This window comes from Candidatus Manganitrophus morganii, assembly GCA_021651055.1.
Taxonomy (GTDB): domain Bacteria; phylum Nitrospirota; class Nitrospiria; order SBBL01; family Manganitrophaceae; genus Manganitrophus; species Manganitrophus morganii.
In genome coordinates this window covers 51,854-64,660 of record JAJHOH010000001.1, presented here as the reverse complement: position 1 = coordinate 64,660, position 12,807 = coordinate 51,854, and the positions used below count along the sequence as shown (strand labels likewise).

Below are 12,807 nucleotides of genomic sequence, written 5' to 3'. Positions count from 1 at the left end.
GGCGCTGATCGTTGTGCTCCTTTTACCAGCCCCATTGGAGGCAATGGAATATACGGCTCTTCCGTCTGTGAGCGTCCGAGAGGAGGTCAATGATAATCTCCTGATGACCTCCCAACCGCATGATACGGTTTGGGGGAGCCATCTTATCCCGTCGGTTCGGTTGAGTGCCGCGATGGAGCGGTGGCGTGTGGACGGGACCTTCTGGGCGAACCTCTCCCGATACGTGGGGGAGGAGGGGCTCGATATGAACGAGGCTTTTCTAAAGCTCTCTTCCGAATACCGGACGGAGCGGAATCTTTGGAGATTATTCGGAGAGGGCATCCGGGATGCGGCCTGGAAGAGCGAATTGCTGGAGACTGGGGTGATTCTGGCGATCCAGCGGCGCAACGTCGGGGTCTTCGGCGGAAGCTGGAGCGGCACGCTGACGGAACGGATGACCCTGATGGGAGAGATTGAATATCGCGAGACCCGCTACAGCGATGATCGGGAGGGGGGGCTCTTCGATTATGAAGTCATTCTGGGAACGATCCAGACGATCTATTCCCTTTCGGAGAAAGATCAACTCAGGGCGAGCGTTGAGCTTTTGAACTATCGGGCCACTTCGGTGGGGGTGCAGTCCAAGAATGTGGGGTTTCAGCTTTCATGGGTTCATCCTTTTTCCGAAACGTTCGAGGGGACCTTCTCCGTCGGAGTTCGGGAGTTGTTTAACGAGTTTTCAACCGGGGGGGAAACTCAGAAAGAGAGAGATCTCGGTTGGCTGGCGGGGGGGACGGTTCGGAAAAAATGGGAGCGGACCTCTTTACGGGGAGAGGCGACCCGACAGGTGGATCCAAGCGGGGGAGGCTATTTGATCGAAGTGAATCGCCTCTCCGGCGCAATCGAACAAGCGCTGACACAGACCACTTCCGGCTCGCTGGTGGCCAATTTTTATTTGACCCGACCGCTTCGCGGCGAACTTTCCCCTCCCGACAGCACTTCTTACAACATCGGGCCGAGATGGACATGGAATTGGACAGAGGCGTGGTCGATGTTGATCGGGTACCGATATGCCTGGCTGAAACGGGACGACGGCTCCGAGCCGATTTATTCCAATTCGATCTCGTGGATGCTGACCTATCGTGGGTTGGGGTGGTCGAAATCGCGTTAGTTTTTAATTAAGTCTTATTTTCAGATGGGAGTGAACATGGAACAAAAGACAAAAACCCTCAGAGATTATCTCCATTTTGTACGGCGCCGGAGATGGCAGATGTTGGTCCCGATCATTCTGCTCATGATCGTCGGAGTGAGCATCGCTTATTCACTCTCCCCGGTCTACCGCTCGACGGCGACCATCTTGATTGAAGAACAAGAGGTCCCGACCGATCTGGTCCGATCGACCGTAACCAGCTATGCCGACCAAAGAATCCAGACGATCAAACATCAGGTCATGAGCCGGTCGACGCTTCTGAAGGTGATCGATCAGTACAGCCTTTATCCGCAGCTTCGCGGAAAAGCAACCACAGAGGCATTGCTGAAACGATTTGCCGATGATGTCCGGATCGAGGTGATCAGCGCCGATGTGGTCGATCGGAGAACGGGCCAACAGACCCGCGCCACCATCGCCTTTACGCTCGCCTACGACGGAGAGACCCCGCCGCTTGCGCAAATGGTCGCGAACGAGCTGACGAGCCTCTTTCTTGCCGAAAATCTTCGAACCCGGGAGCGGAGCGCCCAAGAGACGACCGCCTTCCTCCAAAAGGAGGCGGAGAACTTGTCCGGCCGAATCGAAACACTCGAAAAAAAGATCGCGGAGTTTAAACATCAAGCGGGCGGAGCCCTCCCGGAGCTGAACCAAGTCAACATTCAACTCATAAACCAATTTGATCGCGAGCTGCTCAATGCCGATCGGGAGATACGCAGCCTGGAGGATCGAAAGATCTATCTGGAGGGTCAACTTGCGACCCTCAAACCGAACACGCCGATGATCTCCGCCGACGGCGAGCGGATTTTGGATACGGAAGAGCGGCTCAAAGCCCTTCGGGCGCAGTATGTGAGCAGCAGCGCACTCCTCTCTTCAAACCATCCCGATATGATCAAGATGAAGCGGGAGATTGAAGCCCTCGAAAAGTCAGCGGGGGAGTCCTCCGCCGCTGATGTTCTCTTTAAAAAATTAACCGAGGAGCGAACGAATCTGGCCGCGCTGACGGAGCGGTTTGGGGAGAAACATCCCGATGTCCTCCGCGCCCGGAGAATCGTCGCTTCTCTTGAGGACGAAATCCGCCGGACCCGTCCCGAAAAAAAAGTAGAGGTCGCGCCGGAGAATCCCGCGTACATTTTGATCCAAGCGCAGCTTGCCTCGACCCTCAACGATTTAAAGTCGATGCGGTCGACGCAGGCGAGCCTCAAACAACGGGTCACGGAAATCGCCGTACGGTTGGAGAAGACCCCCATGTTGGAGGGGCAATATCTTGATCTCACGCGCGACCGGGACAACTCCGTCCAAAAGTATCATGAGATCCGCTCGAAACTTCTGGAGGCGAGGGTTGCCGAAGGGTTGGAGGCGGACCGGAAAGCGGAGCGCTTCTCCCTGATCGATCCGCCGGCGCTTCCGGAGCGCCCGGAAAAACCGAATCGTCCGGCCATTCTCCTTTTAACGATGGTCTTTGCGATGATCGGCGGCATCGGGTATGGCGCGGCCGTGGAAAGCCTCGATCATGCCGTCTACACGGCCGAGCAGATTTGGGATCTCACCGAGGTTTCCCCCTTGGCTGTGGTGCCCTATATTCAGAACAAAGAGGACACATGGCGGCAAGGCAAGAAAAGGGGTTGGTCGCTTTGGGGCGGGGTCCTCTCAGCGGTTCTGCTCGTGAGCCTTATCCATTTTTTCTGGTTTCCGTTGGATGTGATCTGGTATGCTGCGCTAAGAAAGTTGGGTCTGGAATAAAGGAGAAACGATGGCGGAAGAAGAGTCTTCGATAGATCAAACGCAAGAATTGCAGCGGATCGGAAACGGACATCTGCCGGATCAGCCCTCCCTCCATGTGATGGTCCCGGACAAGATTGTCTACACCCACACCCGATTGGTCACCCTCTCCCCCGCCCGTTTGCGGGAACGGCGGGTGATCGCTGCCTTAGAAGAGGGTCCTCTCACCGAGGCCTACAAGATCTTGCGCACCCAAGTGATGCTTCGGATGCGGGAGAATGGATGGAACCTCTTGGGAATCACGAGCCCCGGACCGGGGGCGGGGAATACGTTGACTGCGGCCAATCTGGCCGTCAGCCTCGCGTTGGAGGTCCGCCAAACGGTTCTCTTGGTCGATGCCAATCTTCGTAACCCGGCGGTACATCAACTCTTTGGAATCGCGGAAAGCCCGGGCCTGGTCGACCATCTTCTAGATCAGAAGCCGGTCGAGGATCTTTTGGTTCATCCCGGCCTTCCGCGACTCGTTCTCCTCCCGGCGGGCAGAGCGGTCAGAAGTCCCAGTGAATTGCTGACTTCTCCCCGGATGCTCTCGCTTATCAGCGAACTTAAACACCGTTATGCATCCCGAATCGTTATTTTCGATCTGCCGCCGCTTCTACCGACCGATGATGTACTGGCCCTTTCCCCCTATATCGACGCAATGCTTTTGGTGATTGAGTCGGGACGCACTCAAACGGAAGAAATTGTACAATCTCTCCGTCTACTGAAAGGGGTGCCGATTCTGGGCACAGTTTTGAACAAAGGGTAAAGATCGATTGGTTTAAATTGTACCCGTTATCTCCAAGTCATTCATGATTCTATGGAAGGTTTTTTCGGGGAACGAGTAGAAAGTTATCGTAAATTTATACATCTTTATCACAGTAAAATAAAAAGGAGTTAGCGGACAACCGCTAACTCCTTTGATAATTTTGGTGGAGCTGAGGGGGATCGAACCCCTGACCCCAAGACTGCCAGCCCGCCCGAGCCGATTTCTGAGCAGGATATTTCGGGACAAGAGGGGATAAAAGAGGAGGAAAATTAAAGAGTTAAATTTTGACTAGAGAAAAGATGATATCGTTTTGTATCCCTCTTTTTCATTGTTTTTGGCCAATGTTTGGCCAATGCTATATAGCGAATGTTATAGATCAATGATCGTACAATAACAACAGATCCTGATTCCCCAGGCTTTGTCGGAAAAGCTACGTGTATACTATAATTCACCTACTACTCAGGAGGGTAGAAGGGATTGAGTTGAAGATTACCGATAAAAATGGATACGGCTCAAAGTCGAAATAAGGATGGATGGTCTGAATAACATCCATTATTTGGTAGGGTTAACCTTTTTACTCTCTAACTCCGACATTCCAAGAGCAATCCCAAGAAGTGCATACGATTTTTCCACCGGATCTTCACGCAGATTAGCAAAAGCGTAGGCTCCCTTACTATCCCCCTTAATTATCTGGAGTTTAGCAATTGTGATCAATGCCTCTCCTTTGGGGTATTCCCCCTGTATCATAGCGATCGTTTTCAAAGCCCCCTGAATATCTCCGGACCTCGATTGAGCCTCTGCGATATCCTGCAAGGCCCAATCTTTATAGATTCCATCGTGAATCTTGCCAGCAGATCGGAGGGCACCTTTTATGTCGCCACTTTCCGCCTGTACCTTGATCACTTTTATCATAGCGATCGATCTTTCGCTCTCTCCTTTTATGCGGGCGATGGTTGTCATCGCATCTTGGATATTCCCAGACAAAGCCTCTTTCTCGCTAATATTGGTTAGGGCACCACCATCTTTTCCCTCGAAGGTAAATGCCGTTTGAAGTGCTCCATCCTTATCACCACTTTCAGCCTGTGTAACCACAATCTTTTTCAGAGCAAATTCCCGGTGTCCCTCCGCCTCTATTGAGCCCGCGGTCTTTAATGCACTTTCCACATCGCCCGCCTTTGCTTGGGCTTCTGCGATTTGCATTAAAATGTCCGCCTTTGCCCACACATTAACAACATGTTCAGCAGCTTTTGCGGCCGTATGCAAACTTTGGAGAGCATCTTCTACTTTTCCTGTCTTCAACTGAAAGTATGCTATTTCTACCAACGCCGATGCTTTAGCATGCCCGGCCTCGATTGAATCAGCAATTTGAATGGCTCCTGCTAAGTCTCCTACGTTTATTTTGCCCCTGACGACTCCCCACAGCGCATATGCTTTATGAAACGGGTTGCTCACATTAGAGATAATCTGTTTGGCATCCTCAACGTCTCCCGCTTCCGTCTTGGGGATGACAATGTCCCATAGGGCATTCGGTTGGCTATCCATAACTTCTGAGACTGTCTTGAGGGCTTCTTCGATTTTTCCTGTTTGTGCCTGGATTGTCCCAATCCCTTTTAACGCCTGTCTATAACCATGGGTGTCGTTTTTGATGGTGGATAAGGTTTTCAGAGCTCTTTCCATCTTTCCAGCTTTTGCTTCTTCAATAGCGATATCAGCTAAAACATTTGCTTTGTTTATTTCTGATCGCATTACATTGGCCGTGTTTTTCGCACCGTCCAGATCCCCTAAAGCGGTTTGTGCTTTAACTACTCTAGAAAGTGCAGTATCTTTATCCCCTCCGATAAAATCAATTGTTCTTAGAGCACCCTTAAGATCTTGGATCGCCACCTGAGCAGTTACAATACGACCCAACAAACTATCCCGGTCTTGGTTCTTTTGAGTTAATGAGGCGATAAGACTACTCTGTACAAGAATCTCCTGGACATCAGGTATTTCAGTCGCCCAACCCTCGACAGGCAAACCCGATTCAACCGCAAGAAAGACAGCGAATAGCAGAGAGAATGATTTCATCATTATTTTATGCTCTTCTGAGTAAATGGATCTTGCGATAAGATTTTTAAGGGGGAAGGATGCGTGGAATTTTTTTCCGGCTCTTCCTCTTGATAGGTCCTTGAGGAATAACCAAAGAGAAGTGCTCTTTCGACTTCCCTGTTTCATTAGGAACAACGAGGTTTAAATGTTAACTTACATATGGTATATAAGATTTCTGGATATAATCTACCATATTAAAAATCTTTTTGCTATTCAATCTTTCAGGAAGGATTATTGATTAATCCTTCTTTAGGATAATTCCATCACTGGCCACTCTCATTCAAACGTTTTAAGAGGGCTTCAGCCCGAGAAATTAAATCTTTCCTCACATCTTCGCGTTGATCACCGCTTAGTTTTGGATACTTCCGGAGCACCTTTGCAAGTTCGACGAAGTTACCTATCCGAGTGCTTGGCTTGGGGCTCCAGGTTTTGCCGGTTAGATATCCGTTTAGGTTTACCCGGTGAGCCACATGGAAGGTTTCACCATCCAATCCAACGTCGTTAGACGGAGCAGGGTACCGTACGCGGAGGAGCATGCTTTCCCAGGTTTTCTCCAAAAGATCTGCAGTGCTTGGATCAATCTCAGCCTCAACCCGTTCGACTCTACGAGATACTTGGCTAAGCGCCCGCCGCATGTCTACCGGGCCAATGGTGTAGGGCTTGCCCTCTCCGGCTTCTTTCATAGAAATCTATTTATTGCACCCCATAGTTGCTCTTTCATTTCAGCTGCCACAACGATCGCATTCGCCTTCGGGTTGTCGCCGCTCCGCACCAGGAATACTGCGCTTTCTTTATCGAAGGATGGCAAGAACAACATCTGGCACTTGCGGAATTTATTTGCACTTAAGAGCAGATCACCGACGGCAGAATGATACGGATTGTCTTCCACAGAACCGAACAGCCCTTCCTCCGGTTCAAGCTCGAGTGTTCCTGTTTCAGCGAGAGCCTCGCCAATAACTGATAATTTTCCAAACCACAGAAGAATGATTATTAAAAATGTCACTGCTTTTTTCATCTGCTGTTACTCAAAGAATCCATAAGCTCACTCGTGAATAGGCCACTTGGCCTGATGGCGAGATTTCCACTACCCCGGAGGGAATACTATTTTACACCTCGTCTTGAGCAACCGTTGCCGGACCATCCTGTTTCGGATAATACTACTTCCATACCTTTTATATCTTCTTCTACGATAAGGGGATGGGCTGGAGAATGGTACGCCAGCGGGTCTTTCTCTGATGGTGGAATCTTACTGCTGCGAGCTTCAAGATTGTAGACGGTTGCTGTATATGCATTTAGCGTGAAAAATCCTTCTTCATCCGCCTCGGTGGTGACCGATCCAAAATTTAAGATGTATCCTTCAGCCTGGGTACTTCGTGGACATAAGAGCATCACTTCCACACCAGCGGCAGGTTTCCCATCGGGCCATAGAACCTGCCCTTTTACTATTTGAGTATTGAATTCTTTTGGTATCTGAAAGTCATAGCGTTCTAATTTCTGAGCCGAACCGATCTCAATGACAGTGGCTTCTTCGGATTTAGGAGTTCCTGGATAAAAGTATTTCATATTCTTCCTAAAATCATCAGCATGAAGGTTAAAATAAAGCAAGTATTTTCCAGGCGGTATTCCCTTTATTTGGAAGTTCCCATCTTCGTCAGAGCGTCCATAGATAAACATAGGTTTGACATCGCTCTGCAGGTCGATGGGAACTAGGTTTAACATTACAGAGGCAGGCCGGAAACGACTATCAAATACTCGACCGGTGAGAATCGTATCGGGCCTGGCAACAAAATTAATGGTTGCGCACCCTCGGTCAGGCACATCGACTTCAGCTTTTGAATTTGTACTCGAATAACTATTGGGCCATAGCGCTTCTACTTCGTACTTGTCAGCCCGCAAATTAGAGATTTCAAAGACGCCTTCTGCGTTTGTAATCCCTCGAATTGACTGTTTTTCCCCATTCTTCAGAATCACAGTCACATCTCTAAATGGCTTATAAATCATCCCTCGATCAGCAGATACTGAAACTGTAAGCCGGCCACCACTGCCCGCCTTAGGAAGGTTTTTTAAAAATTGAAAATCGTCATCCTCCTCCGAAAACATAGAAAGTGGCCTTGTCAGAGTACAGACGCCTGTCGATAAGTGACCGGACTCGCCGTAGGCGTAAACGATATATCTTTGTCCTTTAATTAATCCATACGGGCCACAACTGGAATTTTTGTGGCTCTTCACCGAGATCGTAACTTCAGTTCCTGGGTTCCCCTTAAAAGTCTCCTCGACGATAAATCGGACCTCTCCCGCTTCATACGATGTACTTCCGGTCTCCCTCCCCATGTCTACTTTTTCTGTGCCACCGGCCATCTCTCCGATAAAGATCGCTGATGCGCTTGAAAAAACCTGGCAGGGCGAGTCGAATGCACATGAGCAGGCGTTCACTTTGGCAGATAAGAGCAACAAAACTGCGGCGGTGGAAAAGATGAGTTGTGTTATTTTCATATTTCGTCCTCTTATGTTGGCCGAACGTGAGAAATATTATACCAATATTGTTTTTATATTTCAGCAGTTTATTTGGTGAAAATTTGACGCCCAATTGAGAATTGCCGTTTGTAGTCTGCTCAGGTATACAGGAAGTAAGGATCGAGGACTTCAGGAAGCAGTCCGCTTCGATTGACTTGCATTTCTTGTCCTATTCGTTTTATATAACTATATGTGCTTCTGGAATAACTCCGATATTTATCATAGAGTAATCTTCATGAAATACGTTTGGTACATAATTATTTTATTCCTTTTTTTTCTTCCACTGCCGACTGCCGCCAATGAACAACCACACGAATTGCAACAAAGACCCCATGAAGTCCTTCCTGAACGGGAACAGCGTGGAGAATCCATAGTTCGATCGATTGACCAGAAGGCCGAGTGTGTTCAGTCAGATCTAACTGCATTGAGAGAGCGCGCGATCCAGAACAATGCCGAGGCGCAATACGAATTAGGAAAAATGTATTTGGAAGGATGCGCCGTTGCGAAGGATCAAGCGGAGTCTGCTAGATGGTATAAGCAAGCCGCGGAGCAGGGCTATGCGCCGGCGCAAAATGGTCTGGCAGGTCTGTATGTGCACGGAACGGGTGTCCTACAAAACGACAAAGAAGCGGTCAAGTGGTATCGCACGGCCGCTGAGCAAGGTTTTTTACCAGCGCAGGCCAATCTTGGAACAATGTATATCTTCGGAAAGCCGGAAATACGGAATAAAGAGGAAGGCTTAAAATGGCTGCGCCGTGCCGCAGAACAAGGATCCGCCGCAGCACAGAACAGTATCGGTGTTATGTATTCAAATGGTTTCGGAGTGACCCAAGATAAAGCGAGGGCGCTTGAATGGTTCCGTAAGGCTGCCGAGCAGGGAAATGCTATCGCGCAATCCAACTTGGGAAATTTATATGCAGAAGAAGAATCGGTCCTGAGAGACGATGCGGAAGCCTTTAAGTGGATTCGCAAAGCCGCGGAGCAAGGGGACAAGACCGCAGAGTTTAATTTGGGTCTCTTCTATGAACAGGGCCGCGGGACTGATAAGAATGTGGAAGAAGCCGCTCGATGGTATCGCCGGGGAGCCGAAAAAGGGTTCGCACCAGGCCAGGTGAACCTAGGGGCATTGTATGTAGAGGGGCAAGGTGTTGAAAAGAATGATGCCGAGGCGTTGAGATGGTTTCGTAAAGCTGCCGAACAGGGCTTCGATGACGGCCAATACGAGCTTGGCCTAGCGTACGAGGAAGGCAGAGGGGTCCAACAGGACAAAGCGGAAGCACTGAAGTGGCTTCAGAAGGCCGCCGAGCAGGGGCACTCCGGCGCGCAGTTGCGCCTTAAAAGATTAGAGGCAAGATAAGACTTCCAATTGAAATATCCAATGCGGATAGAGCTCGATGTGCATTCGTTTCAGGAAGTATTCTCGATGGATAAATAATTAGAAGTTTAGTACGTTCCCTCAGTTTTCGTTTGAAAGATGCTCTAAGGCCTCTTTTCGCGCTTCTTCATCTCCTTGGGTCATAAGAAAATCAACAAGAGTGTCCAATGCCTGAAGAGTAAATTTATGGCGATAATCTTTCACCATTCCATCTACAAATCCAGGAATGATGAAGGCACCGGGATCGACAATTGATTCAATAACGTACTCTCTGGGTGTCATTGCATGCGCTCTTCCTTCTCGAACAGCCTTCTGATATTCAGCCGATTTGATCCGGATCTCAGCGTTCGTTTTCATGATGAGCTGGGGGCCGAGTTTTCCGGTTTTGGCGATGGCGATGCCCGGAATTTTATGACACGCAAAACAAATCATTTTCTCGACGATTTCATCGGGCGAATCATCGCTCAGCGCGAGATTGTCTAGCTTTCTTTTTAACCGTTCCGCTTCGGTCGGTGCAGAGGGAATTCTTGAGGGAAGCATCGTGAGTTTTTTGCCGAAATAGTTTTCCCAGTCATCTAATGCCGTCACCTTTGACGTGTCAGTGGGATTATCCATTGCTTGTAGATAGGCTGTCACGGCGACAATTTCAAAGTCTTCCAAAAGAATCGGAATAAAATGGATCGCCGGCATCGGGCTTGCCATATCGTTGGTTCCCTTTATGCCATAGCCTTCAACCACATAACAATCCGGGCAATACTGCGATTCAATAAGGTACTGACCGCCTGTTTCGGCATGGGGCACAATACCGGTGTTTCGCTCACCTTGGGCATAATTTTGTTTTGCTTCCGCGTACCGAGGGTCCTTAATCCGGTCATGGGATCGTTCCTCGATACTGACTTGAAGCAGCTTTTGCGGCTGTGTGCTCAGAGCTATCATGTTCGGACAGCGTTCTGCCTTTTGTTCTACGAAAAAGCTATGACAGAGTGGACATTGACCCCGACCGATCGGAATCGCCTCTCTTTTATCGAATACCCCTTTTAGATTGTCAGTACCAAAGATAACATTCTGTCCAAGGCGTATGAGTTTTTCGATGGGAATCTGCCGGAGATCCGCTTCCGAAGAAGGGGCCTCCTGGACCGGTTGGGAGAGGACATCCGATGCTCCGGATAACCCGATCAGGGATAAGAGACATAAAATGAGGTTAAGGCTTTTTATGAATCGGCCAAGGCCTTTACTTCTCATCATTGCGGCAGCCCTTACTGCTTAGCACATCATTAATAGATGCCTTTCCTTCCAGAAAGCGCTGGTTCTGCTTGAAGGATGCGTCCGCAAAATACCGGACCTGTCGTGAAGGGTCCTCTTCAGAGATCTTCTTTAGGGCGGATTGAACCTTCGTATGATCTATTTGATGAATCAGGAGGCCCAATTTAAGATTATTCGCAGCATTCTTGCGCGTGTCCGAAAATGGATCTTTTAAGGCGTCCAACATCGCATCGACCGCCTCCGGATAACAGCTTAAATTAATTTTCGCCACTACAATCCTGCGCGTTTCAGAAAAATCGTCGTTCAACAATTTTGAATAAATGAGATTCACGTCCTTTACAGGTACAGAGCGTCCCCCTGAATTCCCTGGTTTATAGACATACTGATCCATCAGTGAAATGCTGGCATGTCTTAGAAAGGGATCGGACTCTCCTTCAATGAGTTGATTGATCAGTTCAATCGCGCGTGTATTGTATACGTCAGAGCGCGCAAAAGGGCCGATCATTCTTATTGCCTCCCTACGGACATGGGGATTTGGGTCCTTCGTTGCTTTGACTAAACTTTTATAAATCGGTTCTTCTTTCTCATCGGGAATAATAAAATATCTGAGATAAAGCTCCAATTCTGAAATAAAATGATATCTGACAAGCGGATCATCCCCATGGATCCCCTCAAGTAATGCTGGAATTTTTTCCCGAAATCCTCTCCGATGGGAGTTGTGCACGGCTGTAATTCGCTCAAAGCGGTCCCCTTCCTTTAGCTGGTTAAGGAGAGGGCGGGGATCACCCTTATGGATAGGGGCCGGTGGAAGATGAAAGTCCTTCATCTCGTTTTGATATTCTGCTTTTACCTGTTGAAAGGGCTTCCCTGTGATGAGTTCAATCGCTCCGGGTTGATTTGGGTATCTATTCTCCGGCAACGCCAAGATCGGTTTCACTGCTCTTGGATCTTTGATTGACATTAAGATGGTTTCTATAACATTAAAGTCGATATCACCCAATTGTGTAATGAGCAGGTCCATCGTCATCGGATTATCTCGATGGTGCCAAGAAAGTCCCCTGACCGCTTGAACCCTGATTCCAGGATCACTGTCTTTTAGAGCTTCAGCCAAAACCTGAAAATCGGATTTAAAGTAACGCAACGCCTCTGATCGAACATCCCAAGCCTTGTCGGATAAAGCCTGTCGGAGGACCTCTTCTACTCTGGGATCTTTTGCCCACAGATGAAGCCCTTTAACCGAAATGGCCTGAGTAATGGGGTCGGGATCTTTGATGTAATCTAGAAAATGCCGTTTAGCCTTTTCATCGAGCGGAACCTTCTGCGTTACTTGATAGCTTTGAAGGTTTGATAAGGAAATAAGCATCTCCCTTCGCGCCCACACATCGGTCTCCGGCAACGCTTCCATCAGTGACGTCACGATTTCTTTTGATATTTCAGGAGAAAGCGGAAACACCCATTCCTTATAATCTAACTCAGGCCCCATTTCCGAATGAGCGTCCATATGGCTTGGGTTCAAAGCCCAAGCGCCGGTGTAACGGACGTATGGATCCGGGTCGCGTAGGGCTTGGAGAATGGCTTCAAACATCCGAGAATCCATGCGATTAAATAATTCAAGATAGGCGCGCTGGCGCGCGTAAGCCCGTTGTCTTTGCAAATGCGGTGCACTCGGATTAAAATTTTTACCATCTAAACTCATGCCCTCTTTCCCTTGTACACATGAGAAGAACACGATAGACGTTAGGACCAACAGGGGTATTCGTTTCATTGAATCAATTCCATCAATTGTGTTCTGAACCCAATCGTATTTCGCCTCTGCTCGCATCAGCGCATCGTAAAACCCTCTTGGGCAGACATCGA

Annotated in this window: 9 protein-coding genes; 4 read left to right on the top strand and 5 right to left on the bottom strand. The window is 48.8% G+C overall.

Annotated features, from left to right (window positions below):
* The first annotated feature begins 43 nt into the window (after positions 1-43).
* From MCM46_00245 to MCM46_00235, 3 genes are read left to right on the top strand one after another with little or no spacing between them, the layout of a single operon-like run.
* Positions 44-1,147 carry a hypothetical protein gene (locus MCM46_00245; GenBank protein ID MCG3110224.1) on the top strand — a complete coding sequence of 368 codons (1,104 nt, stop codon included), beginning with the start codon at positions 44-46 and terminating at the stop codon, positions 1,145-1,147.
* Positions 1,148-1,183: 36 nt separating this feature from the next.
* Positions 1,184-2,923 carry a Wzz/FepE/Etk N-terminal domain-containing protein gene (locus MCM46_00240; GenBank protein MCG3110223.1) on the top strand — a complete coding sequence of 580 codons (1,740 nt, stop codon included), beginning with the start codon at positions 1,184-1,186 and terminating at the stop codon, positions 2,921-2,923.
* Positions 2,924-2,933: 10 nt separating this feature from the next.
* Positions 2,934-3,710: a CpsD/CapB family tyrosine-protein kinase gene (locus MCM46_00235; protein MCG3110222.1), complete on the top strand. Its 777-nt coding sequence runs from the start codon at positions 2,934-2,936 to the stop codon at positions 3,708-3,710.
* A gap of 552 nt (positions 3,711-4,262) precedes the next feature.
* Here MCM46_00235 and MCM46_00230 read toward each other — a convergent pair.
* The 3 genes from MCM46_00230 to MCM46_00220 form a co-directional block, all read right to left on the bottom strand.
* Positions 4,263-5,780: a hypothetical protein gene (locus MCM46_00230; protein ID MCG3110221.1), complete on the bottom strand. Its 1,518-nt coding sequence runs from the start codon at positions 5,778-5,780 to the stop codon at positions 4,263-4,265.
* A 697-nt stretch (positions 5,781-6,477) separates the two neighbouring features.
* On the bottom strand, positions 6,478-6,813 hold the full coding sequence (locus MCM46_00225) for a hypothetical protein (protein MCG3110220.1): 336 nt from the start codon (positions 6,811-6,813) through the stop codon (positions 6,478-6,480).
* 86 nt (positions 6,814-6,899) lie between these two features.
* Positions 6,900-8,291, bottom strand: a complete 1,392-nt coding sequence (locus MCM46_00220) for a hypothetical protein (protein MCG3110219.1) — start codon at positions 8,289-8,291, stop codon at positions 6,900-6,902.
* Positions 8,292-8,547: 256 nt separating this feature from the next.
* Between MCM46_00220 and MCM46_00215 the strand changes: the two genes are divergently transcribed.
* Positions 8,548-9,669 (top strand): sel1 repeat family protein, encoded by a 1,122-nt coding sequence (locus tag MCM46_00215; GenBank protein ID MCG3110218.1) that lies wholly within the window; start codon positions 8,548-8,550, stop codon positions 9,667-9,669.
* Positions 9,670-9,768: 99 nt separating this feature from the next.
* Here MCM46_00215 and MCM46_00210 read toward each other — a convergent pair whose 3' ends face one another.
* Together MCM46_00210 and MCM46_00205 are read right to left on the bottom strand one after the other, a co-directional pair.
* Positions 9,769-10,932, bottom strand: coding sequence for a hypothetical protein (locus MCM46_00210; GenBank protein ID MCG3110217.1), 1,164 nt, complete (start codon positions 10,930-10,932; stop codon positions 9,769-9,771).
* Positions 10,919-12,772, bottom strand: a complete 1,854-nt coding sequence (locus MCM46_00205; GenBank protein MCG3110216.1) for a HEAT repeat domain-containing protein — start codon at positions 12,770-12,772, stop codon at positions 10,919-10,921. The genes MCM46_00210 and MCM46_00205 overlap by 14 nt, the downstream gene beginning before the upstream one ends.
* Positions 12,773-12,807: the final 35 nt, after the last annotated feature.